Raw genomic sequence first — 25,323 nt, forward strand, 5'->3', positions numbered from 1 at the left:
CTTATATGGGTATTGGATTTTTTTATCTGATTCTACAGTGAAATCTCCTTCCTTTTTTTTGTTAATAGCCATCGGGTTACGCTGCTTACTTCTCTTTTCAATACCTAATTTTTCGGATGATTTTTACCGATTTATTTGGGATGGTGAAGTATTCAAAAACGGCATTAGTCCATTTCTTAAAATACCAAGTGACTTCAACGAAAAAGAGAGAATCGCCCTTTACTTTACACCTGAATATTTTGCTCGTCTTAACTCACCCAACTTTTACTCAGTTTATCCCCCGATTTGTCAATCTATTTTTTTCATTTCCGCAAAACTAACCTCACTTTATTTTATAGATTCTTCTTTTCAAAACACACTTCTCTTTAGGGTAGTGGTTATGAAATTGTTTTTACTTTTTTTTGAATTTGGATCGATTTATTGTCTTCATTTGCTCCAGCACCACTTAAAGCTTTCACCTAAAACAATCTTTATCTATGCCCTAAATCCCCTTGTAATTCTTGAGCTTGTTGGAAATTGTCACTTCGAGCCGGCGATGATTTTCTTTTTATTGGCTTCACTGTATGCTTTGTTTAAGGATAAATGGGTTCTCGGTGCAATATTTTTCGCGTTTTCAGTTTCAGGGAAATTGCTCACCTTAATGCTTCTTCCATTTTTTGTATTTCGCTTAGGCATTTGGCGTGGAAGTAGTTTTGTCTTGATTTCCTTCAGCCTTATCGGACTTTTGTTTCTTCCTTTTATAAATTTTTCATTTGCTGAAAATCTCGGGCAAAGTATCGGGCTCTTTTTCCGCCATTTTGAATTCAATGCCGGAATCTATCTTTTTATGAAAGAACTCCTTTTACTTCTTGAGTGGTATTCGATCCAAATGATTTTAGGGAAAATCTTTGGGCTGATGTGCCTATTCATGTTGGGTGTTGTTTTCTATTGGTTTGTATCAACAAAGTCTTCAGATATTATTAGCGTCGTGTTTCTATCCTTTTGCATTTACTTTCTTCTTGCGGTGGTTGTTCATCCTTGGTATCTGACCACACTCGTTGCTTTAGCTTCACTTTCTTCTTTTCGCTTTCCGATTGCTTGGAGTTCGCTTTCTGTACTAAGCTACTCCGCTTATTCAGTACTCCCATATCACGAAAAACCCGCTATAATTATTCTCGAATACATATTGGTACTTATCGTCGTTGGACTCGAAAGGAAAAAGCTTCAAAAGATTTTCAATTCTTAGACACCTGTGACCAATGAATCAACGTCTCTCTAATTTTTTTTGCTATTGCTGTTGCATTTGAATCAATTTCAATTTTCTCTTGAATAATTATTCGTGTTTTCACTTTTAATTGAACCGATATGATTGACTCTTTGCGCTTGATATTAAGTGATAACACATCCCCATTTTTTAGTGCTCCTGTTTTGAAAAGAATTTGATGGACTTTATGATATTCCGAGAAATCATTGGCTTTAAGAATGATATCATCGCTCATCAAACCGGCTTTTTCTGCAGGCGAATCAGGAGCAATAAAAGTCACAATATGTTGACCATTTGAATTTTGTTCAGTAATTAGGCCAACGTTAGGCACTTCAAGGTGCTCAGCAAAATAGCGGTATCCTGCTGCTTGGAATAAACTTTCATAAGGGAGTTCTTCGGTTGAAGATATATACCGCTTCGCAAAATCCTGAAGGTTACAATTAGTAAGTGATTCTAACACCTCAATCAGTTGCTCTTCCGGATATGGTTTTTGCGATTCCCCGAATCGCAGATTTAATTCAAGAATGGCCTTTTCAAGGCTTTGCATACCATTCGTTTGCTTTCGTATTTCAAGATCTAACATCATTGCTGTTGTAGTTCCTCTTTCATAAAATGGAATGAAATCTGCATTATTATTTGATTCCGAAAGATTTAAACTCAGTTTCTCAAGGGAAAGTGAATCACTCTTTAAACTTCTTTTATGCCGTTTCATTCTTTCTAAAATCGAAAATAGAAATGCCGATTCAGTTTGAATCCCTTGCTTCATCATCAATAGTTCTGAAAGGTAATCGGTAACCCCTTCAATGAACCACATATTTTTTATTCTAAATCGCCTTTGAAGGTTAGGCATATAAAGCGACTCCGGATAAATTCTTTTTGGATTCCATAAATGAAAAAATTCGTGCGCAATGACTTGCAGCAATGCGTTATCCCGTGTTTGTGCGATGGGATAAATTGGCATTTCATAGACCGAAGATGATCGGTGCTCCAAAGCGCCATAACTTGTAAATAATTTTGGTTTTGATAGTCGTATGATAAAATCATATTTCACTAAAGGAATTTCACCAAAAAATTTTTGATGCGCCATTATCACCTCTTTTGTCAAGGCCAAAATCGAATCTGCCCGAAATGCAATTGAATCCTTGCTTATATCAAACAAGTCAATCGTAAAACGAAATTCTCTATCCAATAAGGGGATTGAATAATAAATCGGATTTCCAAGGTAAACGGGTGAATCAACCAACTCGTCAAAATTGTTCGCGTATCCTTTTCCAGCCTCAGATAGAATTGGCGAAATGGCTTTCCATCCTTTTGGGACTTTAATTTCTACATAGCAAGGTAAAGAACGACATCCTTCAAGCGTTAAAAACACATTGGTTGAATTAAAAAAAATGTTTCGCTCTGTAATTTCAGTCTTTTCCGGCCACATTAAACCTTGCTTTGAGAACCGATAAACATCATATTCAATCCAGCGGGGAGCTTGACTTAATGACCAAATCCCATCTTCAACTTTATCAAATTCAATTTCCTTGCCACCTGCGTCAAATGCTCGTAAGTTCTTCACAGAACTCGAAAACACATTATACTGATAGGCCCCCGGAGCCCAATTTGGAAGGAGCAATCGATGCTTTTCATTGTTTTGTTCTCCTTGATGAGCCGAATAGGAAAACTCAGCTTTTACCTTTAGATGAGACTGTAGTTCATCTTCATCTTTTTCATTTTTGAGTAAAATTGGTTCAAGGGTATAGGTTACAAAAGATTGATTGCTTTGCTTTTGAAAGCTATTGCAACCTTGAATCAGAAATGCACAAGCAACAAAAATTGCGAAACTAAAAAAGGCAAGGCGATTGATGCCTTGCCTTAAAAATAGAATGGTTCTCAAGAGATGTTTAACAATACCAAATTGATTCAGGATACTTTTTCATTAGACGACGATCGAAGCCAAACCATTTTCCGGTCGGGGTAATCATCACCAAAATAGAACATACAGAAAGAATTGGAATCCAAATATTGTAAAATGCGCCCAATCCAAAATTAATTAATAGAAAGAGCGAAAATGCCGCACTCATTCTGGTCGTCCATCCCAATGTTAATCCAACAGCAACATACAACTCTCCGAGTGTCACAATTGCTGCGATAGGATACCAAAGCGGAATCGCAAAGTATTCAAGGTACAATGCTGGAAATGATCCGGGTCCTATTTCAGCCAAGCGTTGCTGAAAGTGAACCTTCAACACATCAGTCCACATCCATTCTTTAACAATTTTATGCCAAGTGCCATAGATGTAGAAAATGGCCAAAAAATATCGATTGACGAGCAAGAAAAGAATTCCCAAAGCTTTCAAAGGATGCTCAGAAAACTTCAACCTTTTCCAAGAGAAATTTTCCCCACCTTGATTTGCCAAAGTAGCTGTAACGTTCATAGTATTAAGGCAATGCCCCCTTTTTGTTAAAAGAAAGAGTATTCAAAAATTGTTGAGATTGCGTCAACAAATCGTTCATTTCTAAACGAAATTTAAACATCTCTTTCCAAAGGAAATAAGACTTTTTTATGAGACTTTCAATGGATGGGTATAGTAGCTTAATTTTCCCTCGGTGTGAATCATTATAACGCCAGCTTTTACAAGCGCTATAAGAATTTGTGAGGCATGTTGAGAGGATGCATTGACCAATTTACTGTACTGTGCGAGGGTAATTCGTTGGTAAGTATCTAAATATTTGAAGAGTATTTTTTCGTCTTCACCGTAAGAAATTTTCAGTGGTTTATGATAAGGCTCTAACAGCATCACCTGATCTTTTGTTGCGACAATGCTTTGACTCCCTGATCTCAAATACACTTTCCTTTCCTTAAATTTTTTAAATGTTTTAGGATCTCGAGATTCCCCCAAATGATAATGTGGCTTATGATTACTTTCTGGAACGGTAATCATCACAAGGTCTCTTCCTCGAAAATCAATCACATCAAATTGATAGCGAACTGTGGGTTCAGTATGAAAATTCGCCGCGTCTTCGATAACTGCTTCAATTTCCTTTTCACTCTCAACACCAACAATGCGTTTGTCATCATCAACCCCAATCAAGATTATACCACCTGAAGTATTAGCAAAAGCAACCATTGACTTCGCTATTTTTTCTGATGAATGAACCAAACGCTTGAATTCTGTTTGGAGACTTTCTCCCGATTCTATTCGTGATAGCAATTCTGAGGTCGAGATGTTAGAGGGATGTCTGTCAGGCGTTTTGATGACCTTATCGTCAAACATTTTGGGTACAGTTTTTTTAAACCGCCGTGCTCTGGCACAAATCAATATAAAAGGAAGAGGGAGATTTTAAAACTTTATTTCAAAAAATTGATAAAAAATTATTTCGTTGAGCGTTTTGGCTTTTTTGTAACGGTTTTCTTTTTCTCAGGGACCACTTCCTTCTTTGGTTCCGGCTCAACGCTACTTACAAGAGCTGGTCTGGAAATATTCAAGGTTGGACTTGGATCTCCACAAACAAAATTCGCTATGAAATAATTAATTGCTTTCGTTTCTCCTTCGGTTAATCCACCAACCGGGTGCTCAACAACAACATTGAACTGAAAGTCCTTATATCTGAAAAACGCCATATTATACTGACGATTATTGAAATTATAACGACCTAAATAAGATTGTGTTGTGTTAATTTTTCTTTCAGCAGTTGTATCAAATCTCCAATCTGAACTTGGTAATTGATTTTTTCCGAAAGTGATTGCTTCCTGTACTTGTGCCCAAATATTTACCGAATCAAATGTGGCGTATGCAACCGAAACGATAACCGATATCTTATCATTAATGAAGTAATTCGAAAGATTCTTAAAATCTTTCCGAGAAGACGCCCACGATGAGGCCATCGGATATGAGCACCCTAAAGAATCATTGATGACGGGTTTCATCTGATAGCCGCCGTCGCTGAGCATTCCCAACCTTGCTGCAAATACAGGATTGATTCTCTCATCCGTCGTAGGTCTTACAAAATCCAGTGAATTGGTATCCTGTTGAGTCGGAAGCATTTGAGCAAGAGACTTCGTTGAATCCTGCTTTGGTGTAGTTGCTAAAGTACTGTCATTTTTCGATGTGTCGGGCAATGAAGCCAGCGACGAGTCCGTTTTTGGCATTTCCTGCTCTTTCGCAGTTTCTGAGGAGCTGCCGCAAGAGCTTAGAGTAAAACCGAGCATCACAGACAAAAGCAAGCAGAAAAAATTGATTTTGACCCTATTCAACGCGTGATATTGAACTTTCATTACTGTTAGGATTAATTTCGACCTAATGGATTCTGGAAGGTTGATTTCTAAACCAGAAATTTTCAAATTCCTGTTAATAAACTGAAAAATACAAAAATCTTCGTTATTCTCTTCACTTATTTGACCTTAATCGCCTAAACCTTAAATCAATAAATCAACTTGTTGATGGTGTATTCAAAAATGCCTTCAGCTCCGGCACGTTTCAACTCAGGAATCAATTTTCGTACCTGTTTTTCCTCAGTTATAATTTCTACCGCTACCCATTCTGAATTCGATAGGTTTGATACCGTAGGATTCCTCAGAGCAGGAAGCTTGGTTGAGATTTTTTCAAGATCTGTTTTTCGAATATTAAATTTCAGCCCAACTTTTCCGTTTGCGGCAATTGCACCTTTGAGTAGCATCGAAATATTTTCAATCTTTTCCCGTTTCCATTTATCCGACCAAGCGGCTTTACTGGCGATAAGTTTCGTGTTTGATTCAAGCAAAACATCGACTACACGGAGTTTATTGGCACGCAGTGAATTTCCTGTTTCTGTAACATCAACAATGGCATCCGCAAGTTCTGGCGGTTTTACTTCGGTTGCTCCCCAACTGAATTCTACCGTTGCTTGAACTTTATTTTTTCGCAAATATGCTTTAGTAATATTGACAACTTCGGTCGAAATTCGTTTTCCTTGTAAATCTTTGACAGATTGGATGTGTGAACTCTCCGGTACCGCCAGAACCCACTTTACCGGTCTCATCGAAGCTTTTGAATATACAAGGTCTGCAACTTCAACGATTTTTGATCCTGTTTCAATAATCCAATCTTTTCCGGTAAGCCCACAATCAAACGCTCCATCTTGAACATACCTTGGCATCTCTTGGGCTCGAATTAATATTGCTTCCAATTCTTCGTCATCTATGGAAGGGAAATATGACCTTTCACGAAGCGAAAAATGAAATCCTGCTTTTGAAAATAAATCCAACGTTGCATCTTGAAGGCTTCCTTTTGGAAGACCAAGCTTAAGTTTTTTTTGCCCTTTATCTGCCACTGTCTATAACTAAATTATTGATGAAAAAAGCTAAAAAGAAGTTCGAAATTGAAGGACAATATTTCGAGGAGATGCTATTAATGCTGGCTGTTCCACATACGCTACATTAAAGGCATTTCGAAGAATAAGTGAAAACATACCGATTCCGGTTTGGGCTGAAAGCCTAAAGTCATTAACATGAGCGTCACTGGTTGCTTCGGCATCAGGGATAATAGCGTTGAGAATAGGCTCATTGGCTTCAAATCTGCTGATAAATCTGTAATTCCATTCAATAGAAATAAGTGAAAGATGCGCTCTTGCTGTTACATAGAATAGTCGCCGATTTCGATACCTCAACCAACCTCCATTACTTAAATCTCTTGGATTTGTGTGTGTATAGGAAACATCCAGTTCAAAGGACTTTCGGTTATACTCAGAATGAAAAAATATTTCAGTTCCTAATATTTCTGCATCTGTGATGTTTTGAAATGTAAAACGAGGTCGCAGCCCACTGCTGCCTTGTATTGCCGGTCGAGGTTCTATCAAATTAGCGTATGTTGTAAAAAATAAACTTGCATCAACGTTATACCTTTCAAGTTTTATGATTCCGAAGAACTCGATTGGATTTGAGTTGCTAAAGAGAAGCCCCCCTTCAAAGCTTGTACTGCTTTCTGCCTGAAGTTCAGGATTTGGATCAATTTGAAGTGCCCCTGCAGAGGCCACAGTAAAACGCTCGCTAATACTCGCATTCCTAAAGCCTCGTCCAAGACTGAATCTCAATGAAATATTTTCGGTTACTGCACCGTTTACTCCCGCGCGTGGGCTGAATTGGCCATTCCATTCCCCGTCATCAATCCTTAATCCATCATAACGAACCCCATAAGAAATAATAAAAATATTTAAAGGAATATCGCCTTGCAGATAGCCGCCAAACCCAAGTGACCGATGATTACCAAAAATAGTTGATTCAACATTTGAATAAGAACCTTCTGCGCCCATAGTAACGGCAAACCCCCTTGCAAAAGAAAAAGTGGTTTGAAACTCCGTACCTGCTTGTAATGCATTAGAAGAAACCCCTTCAGAATCAAAAAATTTTGTTTGAAAATATCGGTTTCTCCAATTCAATTCACCTGTTTTTGAAAACTTTAAAGAGTATATCGGGGAAAAAAGAAGTTTATCTGAATAGAGTGAAGAAAATATGGAATTCCCATTCAAATCAATGTCGTTAAGTCCGTCTCGATATGGAGCATCTAAACTTTCCCAAAATAAGGCGTTGCCTCTTCGTTCTTCTGCAAATGTGGCTAATAGCGACAATGACTCACGGTCTGAGAGTTGATAATTGATTTTTGAAAACAACCGCCAACGCGAAAAGTCGGCATTCTCTCGGTAACCATCATCATATCTCCTAGATATTGACCCATAAACAGAAAGCCTTCCGAAGTTATTCGAGTGTGCAATTTCAAGACCGGATTGAAGTGGCGTACGATTTGCCCAATTCCAACTTTCAAAGCGTGGCCCATCATAAAGTCCTCCGTAAAGCGTGATGTTAGTCTTTGGTGTATAGTCAGCCCTTGTAATTAAGTTGATGACCCCACCCAATGCGGAGCTACCATACAATGAAGAAGAGGGACCTTTAATGATTTCAACCCGATCAATAAAATCTGTTGGAAAAAAATCCCACTTTGAATCACCTTCTGCGGGCCCCATTACAGGAATATTGTCGATAAGCGTTAAAACACGACTTCCTATTCCAAAACTCACACCGCTGGATGAACGTATATTGACATTCGCGTTAGAAAAATTTACTCCCGGAACATACCGCAAAGCATCATCGATAGAGATGCTGTTTCTATTTTCAATAAAGTCTTGAGTAATTATTGATATCGAATTTGAAATATCTTGCAACCGTTGTTCATATCGATTAGCAGTGACAACTATCTCAGAAGATGGGTTATAGTTTTCAACTAAAAAATTATCAACTTCTGTAATCGTATCCAGACGAACTGAAATTTGTTTGAATACATGAGACTTATATCCCTCGGCAGAAAAAAGTAAGTCGTAAACCCCTCTTGGTATTCCCACAATCTTAAATTTTCCTAGTGAATCTGTTACTCCACCGAAAGGAGTAAGTTTTACTTGAACCTTTGCACCTACCAGTGGGTAACGACGCGTGATTTTTGCCAGTTTTCTTGTATATCGTGACAAAGTAGAATCATACCTGTCGATTGAATCCGCGTAAATTTCTACCCCGGTCACAGTTCCGCGTAAAGTTCCTCCCTTTGTTTGAGCAACCACTTCACGGCCTATAAGCAAAACAGCTATTGGGAGGAAAAGTATCAAGAATATATTTTTTGGAATTGAAGTGCTGAATGTCATTCTCTCTTTGAGCGTGAAAGTTTTATTGCAATATGGCGAATAAGAGAACCAATCTCAAGGCATCATTGCGTGCGAGACATTCTTTTTGTATTCGCAATCAATTTTATTGCAATGACAAAACATTTGAAGGGTATGCCGTTGTAACTCAAATCCTAACTGACGGCAGATTTTTTCTTGTTCAGTTTCTATTTCCGGACTACTAAACTCAAAAATTTCTCCACATTCATTACAAACGATATGGTCGTGATGTTCATAACCATAAACACGTTCATAGTGAAGATGCTTATGGCCAAAACTATTTTGACTGACAAGATTACATTCAACCAAAAGATCGAGGGTATTATAAACCGTTGCACGAGAAATATTTCCACCCTTTTGCTTAAGCTTGATGAAAATCTCATCGGCATCAAAATGACCGGGAGCAGCATAAATTTCCTTTAATATCAATGCCCTCTCTGGAGTAGATCGATACCCTTTCTTTTTCAAAAAATCATAAAAAATTGTTTCTACACTCTGAATCTGACCTCGCAATCCGTTATCATTAATCACCTCCTTTACTATTGGAGCTTTTGGTAGATGATCTTGATGAATATTACCAACACTCTTAAATTTGAAATTTGATTCAGCAGTTTCAACCATAGGTTTTGCACCACTTTTCTCTAATGAATCAGGTTTCTTGATCTCTTTAACTTTAGACTTCGGCTTCATTGAAGGGTTCACGGGTTTTGACGGTGTATGCTTCATTTTTATTTCATCAATACTTGTTCCTTAAAACATTACCGTTGATACTGCTCGGTTATAACTAAATTAAGCATTCTACTTTTTTATCACATACTCTTTTTCAACCTAATGGATTTTTCCAAAAAGCGCGTTAGAAATCAATCAGAGCGAATATCACATTCTGAAAACAATCGCAATTTAAAAGGTTCGACTACCGGTTATGAATCCATACTCATTGAAAAAGCATTTCAAACCCAACCCGCCCAACTGGCAGAGCCTTTTGCGGAAACAAATTATGAAGAAGAATTAAATGTTAAACATTTGGCTTTCGATGATTATTGTAAATCATCAGGAATAAAAGCAACCCCATTACCAATTCTTCCCTCCCCTAAACCTCGTGGATATCGAACAACAACAAAACGCAGAGTCTTCTTTAAAGGAAAAACACGGCTTATTCTTTCAGAAGATTTTAATCGTAAGGTTGATTTCTCAACTTCACACTTAGAGCCTGAGTCTCACACATATATTTACCAATCACTTTATGAAAAACTAAACTCTCCCGCATTTCGACTTGCAGCAGCTCATCTCAACCATATTATCATTCGTGGGAGTTACTCAGAACATTCAGTGATTTTTAACATTGATGAATTTTCTGGAGAAATTATCCGAAAGTTCAAACTTCTTGCAGACCATCTAAAGCAATTGCCACTAAAAAATGCCACTGTAATCTCGTCATTTTTATTCTTAGACCCATCACGTTCTGAGTATTATTTTGAACAAAAAAGACCCGAAAGCGGCGTCGCTTTCAAATTGCTTTATGGTCCACCGTTTTTGTTTTTGAAACTCAATTCGTTAAAACTGAGTTACGCGCCAACATCGTTTTCACAAGTTAATGAATCCATTCTCCCTGAATTTATCTCGTGTATCGAATCCTTCCTTCCAAAGCCAAAAGTTGGAGAAAGAATACGCTTACTTGATCTTTATTCAGGATACGGGTTGTTTACTCACCACTTTTCGAAAAATTACTCGGAAGTAATCGGTATTGATAGCTCAAAGGAGTCAATAGATTCTGCTAAAAAAAATTCAGAATTCGTTGCATCACAAGGGCCGGTAAAATTTTATTCTGGACGAATTTCATCGCAAAGTTTAAAAAGATTCCTTCCTCCATTTTCACCCTCTATTCAAGAGTGCATCATTCTCGACCCGCCGCGAATGGGTGTCGATTCAGGGGTCATCGATTTTCTTGCTTCAAGAAAGCCAAAACGTGTAATCCATATTTTTTGCGGAACAGAATCAATTCCATCTGAAATCGAACAGTGGGAAAAATCAGGTTATCAATTAAAAACTCTTCAACCTGTTGATATGTTTGCCGGCACCCTCAATCTTGAAGTTATTGCGGTTCTTGATCCTAAAAACACCCGTTCTATTTAAAGTAAAAAAGCCCTTTATTGCTAAAGGGCTTTTGAATAAAAAGATATTGGATTATTTCGTCAAAAGCATTTTCAATGTTTTTGTAAATGAACCCGCCTGAATTTTATAGAAGTAAACACCTGAAGCATTTCCAGCGAGGTTTACATTTACTGTGAACACACCTGCTTCTTTGCGTTCATTGACCAAGGTTGATACTTCGCGTCCCAAAAGATCATAAACCTTCAGAACCACAACGGAAGGTTCTTTCACACTATACTTAATAATAGTGGTTGGATTAAACGGATTCGGGAAGTTTTGCTCCAAGGTGAAGTCAAATGGGCCCACCTGTTGGCGAATAGAAAGCGTTATTTTTTCGCCATAATTGTGAACAGTACCATCAAAATCAACACTTCTAAGTTGGTAAGTATAAGTTTTACCAAATTCTACCGAAGCGTCAACAAAACTATAATTCGTCGATGTTGATGTTGTTCCTCTTCCCTTTAAGGCAGAATATGAAGTAAAACTCGCAACTGGTATTCCATCTCTTAAAACGATGAAGCCTGCATTATTTGATTCTGAGGCGGTTTTCCAAGCGAGTTCTGCCCCTCGTTGTGTGGAAATTGCGGTAAATGAAGTAAGTTCTACAGGAAGAGGGTTATCTGCATTGTTACCCGAAATTGTAAGAACTTGCGTTTCTGTTCCCGGAATACCATTCTGCACTACAATTGGGCTGAAGGTTGTTCCTAAATTAGAATTAGAAGTTCCGGGTGAAGTCCACGAAGACCCATCAAAAAGTGATACCCTCAAGCTTGATAGATTTCCTACTGAAAATACCGGCTGAATCACATTACAATAGGCTGAAACATTATAAACAGAACCTGTCCAACCAATCGTAGAGGTCGTTACCCAATGTTGCAACCCTGTATTTGTTAATTCTTGTGCGGAATAATCAAAATGCGGCGTAAAACCAACAGGAGCGCCGATTGCATGCTCAACAGATAAAAGCCCCCCAGAAGACGGTGCTGTTGTAAAGTCAAAATCCAATCGTCGATTCCAAAAGCTACCTTCTACAACGGTAGGTGTCCCTATTGGGAAGATATAATTGAGAGAACCTGTATTTTGAACATAATGGGAAATAATACCATTGTAAAAGAAACCCTCTAAAGTTCCTGTCACAGAACCAGCCGCTGCTCCTGATACACTTGAAATTGATACGGTATTTCCATTCAGATTAGCCCTTCCATTATTCACAACCAATTCACTTGTTGTGAAATCCCCATTAATACCAATGAATGAATTATTACTGTTAAGGCTTAAAGAAAAGCGATCAAACGAATTTGAGTTGCTGTTTGGAGCAATATTGAGAATACCACGGTTTCCATCGACATTTGAAATCAAATAAACTTGACCCGGAAGAGCCTCTCGATTTGAGACCAATTCACCCGAGCCCGAAGCCACACCTCTCATGTAAAGAGCATTTCCATTAATAAAGAGTTGACTACCGGCATTTAAGGTAAAAGCACCTCCAAAGGCCATATCAAGATTCCCATCCAAAACATATTGGGTGTTAGAACCTAAGTTAAAGTTATTGACAGTTTCCGCAGATGTTGCTAATTCTAATGTCGCATGTTGAGCAGCCACTGACTCAATTGTTAAATTATAAACTCCACTAAATGAAGGGTTTGTAACCGTGATTTGACCGTAGCGACGAACAATCGTTGCCCCATCAGCAATTCTTAAGTTTGTTGCATTTATATTTCCGCCCTCGAGGGTCAAAGTACCTGTTACGGTCAGTTCACCACCTGTGATAATTACATAACCTGAATTAATACTTAAGTTCTGAACTGAGGTTGAGCCGCTGAGGTTAAGTGTGAGTGTTTTATTGATGGATACGGTTTCGTTGTAAGTCCCAGCAACGACTTCGACAGTTCCAGAAGGGACTACATCTCGAACACCACTATTTAAAAGCAGTTTTGCTGAACCGGCAGCTAATCCTTCATTAGATTCACTTCCAACTGTTCCATTCACAAAAATGGTAGTATGCGATGATGTCCAAGGTGAAATCGTTGTCCATCCCGGATTCGAGGCCAACGGTGCATTTGTTGGGAAAACAATTGCTGCACGATCCGATGGACCAGCAACCAAAGTTGGCGGCGGATCCAATCGATTAGCAATGTGCCCTGAAGAAAAAGAAAACTCATCCGTTAAATTGGCCTGTGATCCATCTAAAGGTGCTCTTGCGTTAGAAAAGCCTACTTGCTGCAATACATTTGCTCCAACAGCCACATTTCGACGAAAAGTAACGGAACTTGGCGTTATATCATTAATAAAACTATAGTTTGCGTTTGCAGTCCTAGAAGCAGAAAGTGTTGCATAATTTTCTTCAACTACTAAGTTAGTAATAGGACCAGAAGTAAATCCTGTAGTGAAAGAAAGATTTGCATCATTTGCAGTTGCCGGGTCTGAAAGACGATTGCCTCTAACAATAATATTCGATGGAACATCGGAGCCACCTTTAAAAATAGAAATATTTGCACCGCCGCCACTTCCCAAACGACTGTTATTTGTTAGTGTATTTCCGGCAATTGTAACAAATTGACTACCATCTACACCAATTCCATCTCCCATATTTCCATCTATCGTGTTATTTAACACAAACACGCCGTTCGCATAACTTCCAAAATTGCCACGGTTGATATAAATACCCCATTGTTCAGTATTCTGAATAATGTTGTTGGTGAAGTAATATGGCCCAGAATATGTACTTGGAACAAAATAAATGCCAGTACCTTTGGAAGCACTCGGTGGCGAGGTATATGAGATCGTTAAGTTTGAAATCCGAATTGGACCTGACGAAGTTGGCTCCACTCTTATGTGAGCAAAGTTTGTAATTGATCCGCCCGGAGTAGGAACAGTTGCAGAGGTATTAAGCTGTTCTAGGGTGAGATTTTCTACAGTGACAAACGGTGAGGTAATGCGAAGAATGTTAAACCCGGCCCCATCACTGATACGAATTGTAGTCGCTGTACCTCTAATGTAAAGTCTTTTATCAATTGTCGTTACACTTGATACAGTAAATGTACCGGCTTGAATAGAAATTACGTCGCCATCTGATGCGGCGGCGATTGCACCTGATAAAGTTGCCTTTGCCCCAAGACTTGAATTAACTCGACCTGAATTACCATCATTTCCATCGGTTCTAACATAAAAGATGCTTTGGGCGAAAAGCGAAACCGGAAGTAGCCAAATGAACAATACTATTCGTGATAGCTTTTGATAACGATTCAGCATTTTTTCCTCCAAATGGGTGTTAAATATCTAAATGATAATATGTTTTGTAAAAACGGGTCAACAGAAAGTGATTTTGTGTTTATGAAATAAACTTAAACATAAATTGATAAAAAAAATTGTTTTGTGTCACACCTTATGAGGTGGGATTTTAACCTCTAAATGCAACTCTTTTAACTGCCTCGGACTGACTTCTGAGGGCGCTCCAGTCATCAGATCTTGTGCCTTTTGATTCATTGGGAAAGCAATGACTTCTCGTATGTTTGTTTCATCTCGGTAAATCATAATCATTCGATCCACTCCGGGTGCGATGCCGCCGTGAGGGGGTGCTCCGTGCTGAAACGCCCGAATCATGTGCCCAAACTTACTGTCAACATCAGCTTTTGTGTATCCCGCGATTTCAAACGCTTTATACATGATTTCCGGCTTGTGGTTACGAATTGCACCCGATGAAAGTTCTATTCCGTTGCAAACAATATCATATTGATAAGCTAAAATCTTCAGCGGATCTTGGTTTAAAAGTGCTTCCATTTCTCCTTGAGGCATAGAAAAAGGATTATGACAAAAATCAATCTTTTTCTCTTCTTCGTTCCATTCATACATTGGGAAATCAACAATCCAACAAAAGGCAAGAAGATCTTTATCAAGAGTATAATTTGAACCAAAATAATTTCGAATCGCACCCATCGCCTTGCACGTTTTTTCCCAATCTCCAGCAGCAAAAAAAACAACATCTCCAGTTTCAAGGCTCAATTGACTTTGTAACTCTAGTTTTTCAGATTCCGATAAAAACTTGTAAATGGGGCTTTGAATCTCATTTTCGCGGTAACGAATGTAAGCAAGGCCGGGTAAGCCCAATTCACGCTTTGCATATTCTTCTGCCTTATCATAAAAAAGTCGAGGCTCATTCGCCTTACCCTTAAGTACAAGTGCCTTTACGCATTTTCCCTTTTTGGTGTTAGAAGCAAAAACCTTAAAACCGGAGTTTTCAAACACATTCGTTACATCAGTTATTTCCAAAGGAATACGCAAATCCGGCTTATCTGAACCGTATTTATTGAGTGCTTGGCGATAGGGTATCCGGGGAAATGGTAGTTTCCATATTTGTTTGTTTGAAAGCGTTTTCGTGATATGATCAAACATTCCTTCCAAAACCGCAAACAAATCATCTTGATTAATAAATGACATTTCCATATCAAGCTGATAAAACTCTCCCGGGCTTCGATCAGCTCGAGCATCTTCATCTCTGAAACAAGGTGCAATTTGAAAATATCGATTCATGCCGGCCACCATCAATAGTTGTTTGAACTGCTGAGGTGCTTGAGGAAGCGCATAAAATTTACCGGGATAAAGGCGACTTGGCACTAAGTAATCCCGAGCCCCTTCAGGTGAGGAGCAGGTTAATATCGGTGTTTGAATTTCATTAAAGCCTAAAGGGAGTAAGTACCTTCTTAACTCATTAATGAATTTGCTTCTATAAACAAGGTTGTCGTGAAGTCGCTGATGCCTTAAATCAAGAAAGCGATATTTTAACCTTAATTCTTCAGAGGTATGAGTTTCATCCGCAATCGGGAAAGGCATTGGCTCCGCCGAGCTTTCTGTTGTCATTTCAGAAACGACTACTTCGATTTCTCCTGAGAGTAAATCTGGATTAATGGTTTCGGGCGATCGAGCAATAACAATCCCTTTTACCGTTATCACAGATTCTACCCTTAAATGTTCCAATACGGAAAAAACAGATTTGTTTTCCGGTTGGATTACTAATTGAGCAATTCCAGAATGATCTCTGAGATCAATAAAGATTAATCCGCCGTGATCTCTCTTGCGATGAATCCACCCGCCCAATTTTACTTCTTGATTTAAGTGGCTTTTTCTTAATTCTCCACAAAGTGCATTTCGATACACTCTTTGTTCGCCATTAAAGCTTATTTCTGCGGTTTGATTACCGTTCATTTCAATGTTCTGCTCGTTTGGCATATGCCTATAATAATTCTGTATAGTTGTTTTTGTATGCTTTATCCTTTTTTTGGCAAAAGGCTTCGAATATAGGGAAATTCGAGGTTTCTTGGGGTAAGCAAGTTTTTGGGAATTACGTGCTTTACTTTCTTGAGCGTTGCGACACTTCTAAAAATTTTAATTGTGAACAATAATGATGTTGATCAATACTCATTATTCGATGATATCGCCCGTTCCCATCAAGAATCCACGCATTGGTATCATCTTTTAACATCTCATCTAAATGCTTCTTTAAACTTTTCTGAAGTTTTGTGCTTTCAATCGGAAATAGTGTTTCGACTCGTCGGTCAAGGTTTCTTCCCATCATATCTGCACTGCCTAAGTAAATTTCTTCCTTACCACCATTATGGAAAAAATAAACTCGGCTATGCTCAAGGAATCGCCCGACGATACTGATAACACGGATATTCTCACTAAACCCCTTGATTTCCGGCTTTAAAACACAAATGCCCCTTATAATCAAATCTATTTTTACACCTGCTTCAGAAGCCTCATATAAAGCATTAATTACAGAAGCATCCGTTAGAGCATTCATCTTAAATATGATTCTGCCTCCACCTCCAAGTGCCTTGTGAACAGCAATTTCTCGACGAATTTTCTCTAAAATTCCTACTCTAATATTATGGGGCGCAACAAGCAACTTTCTATAGTTTTTCTGTTTTGAATATCCGGTTAAAAAATTAAATAAATCTGATACGTCTGCAGCAATTTCTGAGTCGGCTGTTAAAAAACTATAGTCAGTATAAATTTTAGCGGTCGATGCGTTATAATTTCCGGTACCTAAATGTACATAACGCTTAAGGCTTCCATCTTCCTCTCGGCGAACAATCAGAAGCATTTTTGCATGTGTTTTTAACCCTATCAATCCATACACAACATGAACCCCAGCACTTTCAAGTGCTTTTGCCCAAATGATATTATTCTCTTCATCGAACCTTGCTTTTAGTTCAACCAATACCGCGACTTGCTTATCTCGCCCAGCGGCCTCAATCAGTCTTTGTACAACAGGGGATTTGCTGCCAACGCGATATAAAGATTGTTTAATCGCCACAACTGCCGGGTCATCTGAGGCTTTACTGACTAAATCAACGATGGGCTGAAATGAATCATAAGGATGATGAAGCAAAATATCTTGTTTTGCGATTTGAGTAAAAAAAGACTCTGATTCATCTATGAAGGGATTTCGTGGTACAAAAGATTGGTCTTTTAGTTCCGGTCTATCAATCTCCATTAATTCTATCAGACTTGAAAGCCCAAGCGCTCCACGAAGTGAATAGATGTGCCTTTCTTCCACTCCTAAATTTTCCATTAGAATCGCTTTCATTCCTTCGGAAAGGCCGGGATTTATATCAAGCCTAACAACTTCGCCGTATTTTCTTTGGCGAATTCCCGCTTCAATTGTTTCAAGCAAATCACCGGCTTCATCTTCTTCAATTTCAATATCCGCATCGCGTATTACTCTGAAAGGATAGGCTGAAAGAATTGTAACACCCGGGAATAGCTTTTGTAAATTGTGTTGAATAACATCTTCAAGCCACACCATCTCAATCTTTTCGGGTTCCTTGTCTTTATTTTTTCGTTGTGGCTTGGTGTTCAGCCGATCAAGACGAATCAAGCGATTAAGCGTATTTGGTACTTTCAGACGAGCAAAGCGTGGCTGTCCATCATCTCCCAACAGTTCTACTGCAAGAGAAATCGATAGGTTAGAAACATGTGGAAATGGATGACCGGGGTCAAATGCTAATGGCGTTAATACCGGAAAAATCTGCTCATCAAAAAAGCGGTTAAGATCTTCCCTTTTTTCTTTACTTAACTCATTGCAATGGCGAAAGATGATTCCGCTGTTTTGAAGTTTGGGCAAAAGTTCATCATAAAGCATGTTACGTGCTTCACTCATCATTTCAATGACCCTTTCCCTTACAAATGAGAGTTGTTCAAAAGGAGTCAATCCGTCTAAAGAAGGCAATTGAATTCCAGCCGAAAGTTGCTCTTCCAATCCTGAAACTCTAATCATAAAAAACTCATCGAAATTCGACCCAAAAATGGAAATAAACTTGACTCTTTCTAATAATGGGTTTGTCTCTCGCTTTGCTTCTTCTAGCACTCTTCGGTTAAATTCCAACCAACTCAACTCGCGATTCAAATACAATTCGTGTGAAACGGGATAAGGATGATCATTAGAGTTTCTTTCCACTTTTGAATCTACAGCGTTTTCAGACCCATTATCCAAAATTGTAGTGTTCCTTTCCTCATTATCCTCCACAAAAGTATTCTCGCCTGCTACTTGCTTTTGGGTGATGGTTCTTTTCCGTTTGCCTTTTTCGATCATGTGATGATGTCAGATATAATTGAATTAAGATAAGCAGATTGGTTTTATCTTTTTGTTACGAATCAAACTCTTAAGTTGAATCAAATTTCTTTTGTTTTTCATATGTACAAGTCGCTATTTATTTCGTTGATTCGAAGTACCTTTAATTTTTATTTGTATTGAATTCATCGCCTTGAAACTTCGCAAGATTCAACTTCATTCATTTCGCAAGCACAATCATCTATCGCTTGAGTTAGACACGACCCAAAATAATGTCAATATTATTTACGGAGACAATGGGAGTGGTAAAACCAATATTTTAGAAGCGATTCATATTGCATGCTTGAGTAAAAATTTCTTATCCCTAAGTGATTCAGATTGCGTCACTTTTGGCGATTCATTCTATGAAATTTCAGCAGATTTCGAGTCTAACCACAATATCCAAACTACCGGCCGAGTTTATTATTCTGAAACCGAAGGAAAACATATTTTTTTAGGCAAGTCAGAATTAGAACATTTTTCTAAACTGATTGGGGAGTACCCTTGTATTTCGCTTTCTCCTGATGACATGCAACTTGCGAAAGGTACACCGCAAGAGCGTAGGCGATTTCTTGATTCCACAATTTCACAAACCAACCGCCTTTATCTTTCTCATCTTCAAAATTATAAGCGTTCACTTACTCAGCGCAATAAAATTCTCAATGATTTGAAAATCAAACACACGACTGAGTTGCACTCATTACTCGATGTTTGGACTGAAAACCTTTGTCAAAGCGGGGCCTCAATTATGAAGGAAAGAATACTTTTTACTCGTGAGTTTTCAATTCAATTACAAAATGCTTACCATTCATTTCATACTTTTACTGAGCAACCAACTTTGGTCTATGATTCTGACATCGCGTTACCCGATACCCCAGAAGAAAAATTGCTATTTGAACATTTATGGCTTCGTTACGGAGAAGTTATGAGCGATGAAGTTCGACGTGGCGTAACATTATTCGGACCACATCGCGACGACCTTTCTTTTCGAATTAACGACTTTAGTATTCGAAAATTTGCTTCTCAAGGCCAACAAAAAACTTTTGTGATTTGCCTTAAACTCGCTCAACGCTCTTACATCGAATCCAGAATTGGAGAGCAGCCGATTTTTCTTTTGGATGATGTGTTTAGCGAACTCGATCAAGGAAGATGTGAAGAACTTATTTCGTTACTTCAACCATTAGGTCAATCCATCATCACGACGACTGAACCAAGAGGGTTTAAGAACACCAATGAAATATCTATTCTTTCAATTTCGAATCAAAACGACAAAGAAGGTAAACCCAGTTTGTAAGGTTTGTGTATATTTCTTTCCATTAATCTTATAAATTTCAAAAGCTACACGTGTGTCTTTGAATCCGTTTTCCAACTACAGAGAATTACGCCACTCTCTCGAAAGCCACTCTTCTACTGTTGCGTCAATTACGCAATCTTACTTGAACAGAATAGAGAAAAAAAAGCAACTGAATGTTTATCTCACAGTTTTTGAAAAAAGTGCTTTGGAGCGAGCCAAGCAAATTGATGAAAAGTTAAAAAGAGGAGAAAAATTAGGGAAGCTTTTCGGTCTCCCAATCGCAATAAAAGACAACATTGCTGTTAAAAACGAAAAACTCACTTGTGCTTCTAAAATATTACAAAACTTCACAAGTCCTTATGATGCCACAGTTATCGAACGACTTTTGGCAGAAGATGCCATAATTCTTGGCAAAGTGAATCTCGATGAGTTTGCAATGGGGAGCTCAAACGAGAATTCAGCTTATGGCGCAGTTAAAAACCCCTTAGATGAAACTCGTGTCCCGGGTGGGAGTTCTGGTGGATCTGCAGCAAGCGTTGCGTCTGATACCGCTTTGGTTGCTTTAGGTTCTGACACAGGCGGCTCAGTTCGTTTGCCTGCATCTTTTTGCGGGATTTATGGAATAAAACCAACCTATGGCCGAATTTCTAGATACGGATTAGTCGCATTTGGTTCGTCACTGGATCAAATTGGTATTTTGGCAAAATCAAGTGAGGATATCGCTCTTGTTCTCGAGGTAATTGCAGGGCTTGATGAAAGAGATTCAACGACTTCTTCAAATTCAGATTTGAATTACTATAATCAACTAGACTCCTTCAATGTTAAGGGGCTGAAGATTGGCCTGCCCAAAGAATTTTTCACAACTGCGCTTCCTATTGATATCCGAAACGCATTACAATCGAAAATTGACTTGTTTACTCGAAATGGAGCTGAAGTTCTTGATGTCACTTTGCCTCACTCCGATTTCGCTCTCTCCGTTTATTATATTCTTGCGACAGCTGAGGCCTCTTCCAATCTCGCTCGTTTTGATGGCGCTCGATACGGCTTTCGTTCAAAATCTTCCTCATCCTTGATAGATATGTACACGCATTCCAGAAGTGAAGGTTTTGGAAGAGAAGTAAAACGACGGATAATGCTTGGCACTTATGTCCTCTCTGCCGGCTATTATGACGCATATTATAAAAAGGCGCAAAAGGTCAGACGATTGATTCGCGAGGATTATGTTAAGGCATTTCAAAAGGTTGATATTATTTTAGCACCAACTTCTCCAGTTCCTCCATTTAAGTTTGGCGAAAAAATGGCTGACCCTCTGACAATGTATTTGGCTGATATCTATACAATTTCAATGAACTTAGCTGCTGTGCCAGCTCTTACTGTCCCTGCTGGATTTGATAATGAAGGATTACCGGTAGGACTTCAACTCATAGGAAATTTTTATCAAGAATCTACTCTCTTAAAAGCAGCAAAATTTTTAGAGAAACTCAATTAACCTCATGAAGATTGAATCTGCTGAATTTGTAAAGAGTGTTAAACAAATTAACCAACTCCCCGGTGGAAATTATCCTGAAATTGCTTTTATCGGTCGATCAAATGTTGGAAAGTCTTCATTGATGAATCAATTGATGGGAAAAACCTTGGCCAGAACCAGCAACACTCCCGGAAAAACACGCGAAATCAATTATTTTTTTATCAACAATAAATTTTATTTCGTTGATTTGCCCGGTTATGGTTACGCAAAAGTTTCTAAAACTGAACAAGATGAATGGAAAAAACTAATCGAAGAATTTTTAAAAACAAGAATTGAATTGAAGTTAATTTGCCTCTTAATTGATAGCCGCCATCCTAGCCTTGAAAGCGATATTCAAATGCATAATTTTTTGAAATTCTTTGGTCGTCGATTTTCGGTCATTCGTACCAAAGCTGATAAATTGAATCAATCTGAAAAGGCAAAGTCTAAGAAAGTCAGTGAATCTTTGTTTGATGGTTATGAGTTTATGCAAGATTTTTCTGCGCACAATGGGTTAGGGAAAAGAGAATTGCTCCTTAATATTAGTCGTTTTCTTGAATTTTGAAATATTTTATTCACCACATAAACTTTATTACTTAATTTTTCTATAATGACTTTAGATACAAATAAACCGCGTCTTGCGACAGTCCTTGTTGGTGCACAATTTGGTGATGAAGGTAAAGGCAAACTCGTCGATTTCCTTTCTGAAAAGTTTGATATCGTGGTCCGGTATCAGGGCGGAGCAAATGCTGGCCACACAATTTGTTTTGACGATAAAACAGTCGTTCTTCATCTTATCCCTTCAGGAATCTTTAACCCCAAATGTGTTTGCGTTATCGGTAACGGTGTTGTGATCGATGCAGACGCCTTACTTAAAGAAATTGAAACTGTTAAAGCATTTGGAGTTGATGTCACGGGTCGGCTGCTTATCAGTCACAATGCGCATCTCATTATGCCTTATCATAAACTTCTCGATTCCCTTTCTGAGCAATCACGCCCGGGCGAGCGTATTGGCACCACTATGAGAGGTATTGGGCCAAGTTATGTTGATAAGTTTAGCCGTATTGGAATTAGAATTGTGGACTTGCTTACACCCGAAATTTTGGAAGAAAAGCTCCGCTCAAATCTTCAGCAAAAAAATAATCTTCTTCAAAAAGTGTATGCCAACGAAGGTATTAATGTTGAGGAATTGGTTCGTCATTACACCCATTTTGACCATACCATCGACGCCTTCGTTAAAAACACCCAAATTTATTTGAACGAACAATTAAAAGCCGGTAAAAGCATTCTTCTAGAAGGTGCTCAAGGAAGTTTGCTTGATGTTGACCACGGAACTTATCCATTTGTAACCTCATCCAACCCCACCTCTGGTGGCGCGTGTACTGGTTCTGGAATTCCGCCAACTTATGTAGGAAAAGTGATTGGTGTTGCAAAAGCCTATATGACAAGAGTCGGCAACGGGGCTTTTCCCACAGAATTGAATGATGCGACAGGTGAAGAAATTAGAAAAGTAGGACGCGAATTCGGTGCAACCACCGGAAGACCAAGACGCTGTGGATGGCTTGATCTCCCGCTCTTGAAATATGCAAATACTATTAACGGTATTTCTGAAATTGCTTTAACTAAACTGGATGTTCTAGATTCTTTTTCTGAAGTACGCGTGTGCACCGGCTACAAAGCTGGCGGTAAACGGTTAGACTATTTTCCTACAGATCACAATACACTTTCAAAAATTGAACCCGAGTACGTCACACTACCCGGATGGAACACGAGTAACCGTAATGCAAAAAAATTTCAAGATCTTCATCCCAATACCCAATCTTATATCGATTTCATTGAGCGTGAACTTGATGTTCCAGTTACTTTCATTTCTGTAGGACCAAAGCGTGATGAAACTGTATTTAAGTAAATCAATTTTGCTTACTTAAAGTGAATTTCCTTCACCACTTCTCTCCCTACTTTGGTGTTGATTTGTTCAATTATGCCTGCCTTTTTGAAAATTAATTCATTTCTCCAAGCCGCGCTTTTAACTTTTACAAAAAGAGTTCCCCCTACCAACTTTTCTACCTCGGAAACTTTTGCGATATGAACGCCTACCACTTTAGACCAATTTTTTAAGGCATAAAACTCATCAGCATTTTGTTCACTGAGTAAATCGTGATATACCTTGTCTAAAACTGTTGATACTGGCTTTGGTTGATTTCTGTACGACAATTTTCTATTATTTTGTTGATTTAATATTTAAATTGGTTTATGAAACGAAAGATCAATCACATAAAACAAGGGCTTTTGCTTTTTTTACTCTTAGGGTTCGTGACCTATACAATTCCCTTTTGTGTATGCAGTTCCTTTACTTCTTCGTCTTTTTCAAAAACAACTGCTTCTTGTTGCAAAACATCAATCACAAAAAAAACGAGAGATGATTTAACCTCAAAGTGTAAAAAGGATTGCTGCGAAAATATCCACCTCTCAGAAAAGATGTCTCCCGAAAAAGCCTTTGAATCCAAAGATAGCTCATTTAATGGTGAGACTTCTACGGAATCCTTAATCCATAATCTCTATCAATCCTTTTTTAAAATCTCACCCACTCAAACTCTCCAAGTAACTTACACCAAAGCCACTTCGCCTCCTCGAACCACCGTTCTAATTATTTAGATTTCTCCATTTTCTTCATTCATTTATTTAATGCGAGTAGTCGCACTCGATGTAATCTTTATCCAATCAAATTATATGAAAACGAAAATCATCATTTTGGTTATGATTTCATTTGGCAGCTTTTTTCTATTCTCAAAAAGCAATGCACAAGAAACCCCAAAAGGAAAAAACAAGCCTTCAATTTTTAATGCATTTTGTCCTATTTCAGGCGAACCGGTTAAACCCGAAGCAAATACCATTGAATTCGAGGGTAAAGTTTTCGGCTTTTGTTGTAATGGCTGTGATACCAAGTTCAAGAAAAATCCGGTGAAATATGCATCTCGCATCAGTAAGGATGGGAAGAAGTTTATCGGCAAACCCGATAAAGAAATGCATTAATAAATTTTTTTGAATTGAACTTATCAAAAATTCACTTTTATGCAACAGAAGTTTATAGTTAAAGGAATGACTTGTAATGGCTGTGCTCAAACCGTTTCCAACCAATTGAAACAGCACCCGGGAGTAGAAGATGCTACAGTTTCCTTTTTAAGTGGCGAAGCTACTTTGCAGACAGTACAAACCCTAAGGAGCGATGAGCTTCAACATCTTTTGGGGTTAAAGTACACGATTCATCCGTTTCTTTCATCTCCCCCTAATCTTAACATAGCATCTGAAGTTGAAAATGACTCATTTATTGAAGGTACAAAAATTCAGCCCTTGAAAGGGTTTTCAACCTATCGTCCAATTTTTTTGATTTTTGGTTACATCCTACTTGCCAGTGTGATTGAACCTCTTGCAACACGTTCTTTCAACATCATGCAATCTATGGAAAGGTTTATGGCAGGTTTTTTTCTTGTTTTTTCGTTTTTCAAGCTCTTAAATCTCAAAGGCTTTGCAGAAAGCTACGCTATGTATGATATTATCGCAAAAAGCTTTCCACAGTGGGGTTATGTTTATGCGTTCATTGAACTTGGGCTCGGAATTTTCTACCTCATTGGCCTACTTCCATTAGCAACAAATCTCATCACATTTATCGTGATGAGCGTGAGCATTGTTGGAGTCTTCCAAAGTGTAATGAGTAAGAATCAATTCCAATGCGCATGCTTAGGCACTGTATTTAACCTTCCAATGAGCAGTGTTACGATTATCGAAGACGCTTTAATGATTCTGATGAGTTTTCTGATGATAATTCTTCTCACTTATTAGCAAAG

20 protein-coding genes are annotated in these 25,323 nt (G+C 38.3%); 9 read left to right on the forward strand and 11 right to left on the reverse strand.

Features of this window, described 5'->3' with window-relative positions:
* Positions 1 to 58: 58 nt before the first annotated feature.
* Entirely contained in the window at positions 59 to 1,225 is a 1,167-nt protein-coding gene (locus tag SFU91_02885) for a hypothetical protein (protein ID MDX2127965.1), read from the forward strand.
* On the opposite strand, the gene SFU91_02890 is transcribed toward SFU91_02885, so the two are convergent.
* From SFU91_02890 to SFU91_02920, 7 genes are all read right to left on the reverse strand, one after another.
* Positions 1,215 to 3,125, reverse strand: coding sequence for a hypothetical protein (locus SFU91_02890; protein MDX2127966.1), 1,911 nt, complete (start codon positions 3,123 to 3,125; stop codon positions 1,215 to 1,217). The genes SFU91_02885 and SFU91_02890 overlap by 11 nt on opposite strands.
* Positions 3,126 to 3,132: 7 nt before the next feature.
* The gene (locus SFU91_02895; GenBank protein MDX2127967.1) at positions 3,133 to 3,666 is read right to left on the reverse strand and encodes a DoxX family membrane protein; all 534 of its coding nucleotides are present in this window, start codon (positions 3,664 to 3,666) and stop codon (positions 3,133 to 3,135) included.
* Positions 3,667 to 3,792: 126 nt separating this feature from the next.
* Entirely contained in the window at positions 3,793 to 4,506 is a 714-nt protein-coding gene (locus tag SFU91_02900; protein ID MDX2127968.1) for an ATP-binding protein, read from the reverse strand.
* Between the two features lie 98 nt (positions 4,507 to 4,604).
* The gene (locus SFU91_02905) at positions 4,605 to 5,507 is read right to left on the reverse strand and encodes a hypothetical protein (protein ID MDX2127969.1); all 903 of its coding nucleotides are present in this window, start codon (positions 5,505 to 5,507) and stop codon (positions 4,605 to 4,607) included.
* 146 nt (positions 5,508 to 5,653) lie between these two features.
* Positions 5,654 to 6,541, reverse strand: coding sequence for an ATP phosphoribosyltransferase (gene hisG, locus SFU91_02910; GenBank protein ID MDX2127970.1), 888 nt, complete (start codon positions 6,539 to 6,541; stop codon positions 5,654 to 5,656).
* Positions 6,542 to 6,571: 30 nt separating this feature from the next.
* Positions 6,572 to 8,860: a TonB-dependent receptor gene (locus tag SFU91_02915; GenBank protein MDX2127971.1), complete on the reverse strand. Its 2,289-nt coding sequence runs from the start codon at positions 8,858 to 8,860 to the stop codon at positions 6,572 to 6,574.
* A gap of 90 nt (positions 8,861 to 8,950) precedes the next feature.
* Positions 8,951 to 9,640, reverse strand: a complete 690-nt coding sequence (locus tag SFU91_02920; GenBank protein MDX2127972.1) for a transcriptional repressor — start codon at positions 9,638 to 9,640, stop codon at positions 8,951 to 8,953.
* 105 nt (positions 9,641 to 9,745) lie between these two features.
* Between SFU91_02920 and SFU91_02925 the strand changes: the two genes are divergently transcribed.
* Positions 9,746 to 11,047, forward strand: a complete 1,302-nt coding sequence (locus SFU91_02925) for a hypothetical protein (protein MDX2127973.1) — start codon at positions 9,746 to 9,748, stop codon at positions 11,045 to 11,047.
* Between the two features lie 51 nt (positions 11,048 to 11,098).
* Here the strand turns inward: SFU91_02925 and SFU91_02930 are convergent, their stop codons facing one another.
* The 3 genes from SFU91_02930 to ppk1 form a co-directional block, all read right to left on the reverse strand.
* Entirely contained in the window at positions 11,099 to 14,317 is a 3,219-nt protein-coding gene (locus SFU91_02930; protein MDX2127974.1) for a T9SS type A sorting domain-containing protein, read from the reverse strand.
* Positions 14,318 to 14,443: 126 nt separating this feature from the next.
* Positions 14,444 to 16,291, reverse strand: a complete 1,848-nt coding sequence (aspS, locus tag SFU91_02935) for an aspartate--tRNA ligase (protein MDX2127975.1) — start codon at positions 16,289 to 16,291, stop codon at positions 14,444 to 14,446.
* A 121-nt stretch (positions 16,292 to 16,412) separates the two neighbouring features.
* On the reverse strand, positions 16,413 to 18,659 hold the full coding sequence (gene ppk1, locus SFU91_02940) for a polyphosphate kinase 1 (protein ID MDX2127976.1): 2,247 nt from the start codon (positions 18,657 to 18,659) through the stop codon (positions 16,413 to 16,415).
* Between the two features lie 172 nt (positions 18,660 to 18,831).
* Here ppk1 and recF point away from each other — a divergent pair, with 172 nt between their 5' ends.
* From recF to SFU91_02960, 4 genes are read left to right on the forward strand one after another with little or no spacing between them, the layout of a single operon-like run.
* Positions 18,832 to 19,971 (forward strand): DNA replication and repair protein RecF, encoded by a 1,140-nt coding sequence (gene recF / locus SFU91_02945; protein ID MDX2127977.1) that lies wholly within the window; start codon positions 18,832 to 18,834, stop codon positions 19,969 to 19,971.
* A 52-nt stretch (positions 19,972 to 20,023) separates the two neighbouring features.
* Positions 20,024 to 21,460: an Asp-tRNA(Asn)/Glu-tRNA(Gln) amidotransferase subunit GatA gene (gatA, locus tag SFU91_02950; protein ID MDX2127978.1), complete on the forward strand. Its 1,437-nt coding sequence runs from the start codon at positions 20,024 to 20,026 to the stop codon at positions 21,458 to 21,460.
* Positions 21,461 to 21,464: 4 nt separating this feature from the next.
* Entirely contained in the window at positions 21,465 to 22,043 is a 579-nt protein-coding gene (yihA, locus tag SFU91_02955) for a ribosome biogenesis GTP-binding protein YihA/YsxC (GenBank protein ID MDX2127979.1), read from the forward strand.
* Positions 22,044 to 22,088: 45 nt separating this feature from the next.
* Positions 22,089 to 23,387, forward strand: coding sequence for an adenylosuccinate synthase (locus SFU91_02960; protein ID MDX2127980.1), 1,299 nt, complete (start codon positions 22,089 to 22,091; stop codon positions 23,385 to 23,387).
* Positions 23,388 to 23,398: 11 nt separating this feature from the next.
* Here the strand turns inward: SFU91_02960 and SFU91_02965 are convergent, their stop codons facing one another.
* Positions 23,399 to 23,692 (reverse strand): DUF721 domain-containing protein, encoded by a 294-nt coding sequence (locus SFU91_02965; protein MDX2127981.1) that lies wholly within the window; start codon positions 23,690 to 23,692, stop codon positions 23,399 to 23,401.
* Positions 23,693 to 23,731: 39 nt separating this feature from the next.
* On the opposite strand from SFU91_02965, the gene SFU91_02970 reads away from it, so the two are divergent.
* From SFU91_02970 to SFU91_02980, 3 genes are all read left to right on the forward strand, one after another.
* Positions 23,732 to 24,133, forward strand: coding sequence for a hypothetical protein (locus tag SFU91_02970; GenBank protein MDX2127982.1), 402 nt, complete (start codon positions 23,732 to 23,734; stop codon positions 24,131 to 24,133).
* 75 nt (positions 24,134 to 24,208) lie between these two features.
* Positions 24,209 to 24,511, forward strand: coding sequence for a YHS domain-containing protein (locus SFU91_02975; protein ID MDX2127983.1), 303 nt, complete (start codon positions 24,209 to 24,211; stop codon positions 24,509 to 24,511).
* Positions 24,512 to 24,550: 39 nt separating this feature from the next.
* Positions 24,551 to 25,318: a heavy metal-associated domain-containing protein gene (locus SFU91_02980; protein ID MDX2127984.1), complete on the forward strand. Its 768-nt coding sequence runs from the start codon at positions 24,551 to 24,553 to the stop codon at positions 25,316 to 25,318.
* Positions 25,319 to 25,323 lie beyond the last annotated feature (5 nt).

Source organism: Chloroherpetonaceae bacterium (genome assembly GCA_033763895.1).
GTDB lineage: Bacteria > Bacteroidota > Chlorobiia > Chlorobiales > Thermochlorobacteraceae > JANRJQ01.

Excerpts from the sequence above, each read along its gene's own strand:
- SFU91_02925 (MDX2127973.1), top strand. The coding sequence starts at position 9,746 with ATGGATTTTTCCAAAAAGCGCGTTAGAAATCAATCAGAGCGAATATCA.
- yihA (MDX2127979.1), top strand. The coding sequence starts at position 21,465 with ATGAAGATTGAATCTGCTGAATTTGTAAAGAGTGTTAAACAAATTAAC.
- SFU91_02920 (MDX2127972.1), bottom strand. The coding sequence starts at position 9,640 with ATGAAGCATACACCGTCAAAACCCGTGAACCCTTCAATGAAGCCGAAG.
- SFU91_02970 (MDX2127982.1), top strand. The coding sequence starts at position 23,732 with ATGAAACGAAAGATCAATCACATAAAACAAGGGCTTTTGCTTTTTTTA.
- SFU91_02930 (MDX2127974.1), bottom strand. The coding sequence starts at position 14,317 with ATGCTGAATCGTTATCAAAAGCTATCACGAATAGTATTGTTCATTTGG.
- aspS (MDX2127975.1), bottom strand. The coding sequence starts at position 16,291 with ATGCCAAACGAGCAGAACATTGAAATGAACGGTAATCAAACCGCAGAA.
- SFU91_02960 (MDX2127980.1), top strand. The coding sequence starts at position 22,089 with ATGACTTTAGATACAAATAAACCGCGTCTTGCGACAGTCCTTGTTGGT.
- SFU91_02900 (MDX2127968.1), bottom strand. The coding sequence starts at position 4,506 with ATGTTTGACGATAAGGTCATCAAAACGCCTGACAGACATCCCTCTAAC.
- ppk1 (MDX2127976.1), bottom strand. The coding sequence starts at position 18,659 with ATGATCGAAAAAGGCAAACGGAAAAGAACCATCACCCAAAAGCAAGTA.
- SFU91_02975 (MDX2127983.1), top strand. The coding sequence starts at position 24,209 with ATGAAAACGAAAATCATCATTTTGGTTATGATTTCATTTGGCAGCTTT.
- SFU91_02980 (MDX2127984.1), top strand. The coding sequence starts at position 24,551 with ATGCAACAGAAGTTTATAGTTAAAGGAATGACTTGTAATGGCTGTGCT.
- SFU91_02895 (MDX2127967.1), bottom strand. The coding sequence starts at position 3,666 with ATGAACGTTACAGCTACTTTGGCAAATCAAGGTGGGGAAAATTTCTCT.
- SFU91_02905 (MDX2127969.1), bottom strand. The coding sequence starts at position 5,507 with ATGAAAGTTCAATATCACGCGTTGAATAGGGTCAAAATCAATTTTTTC.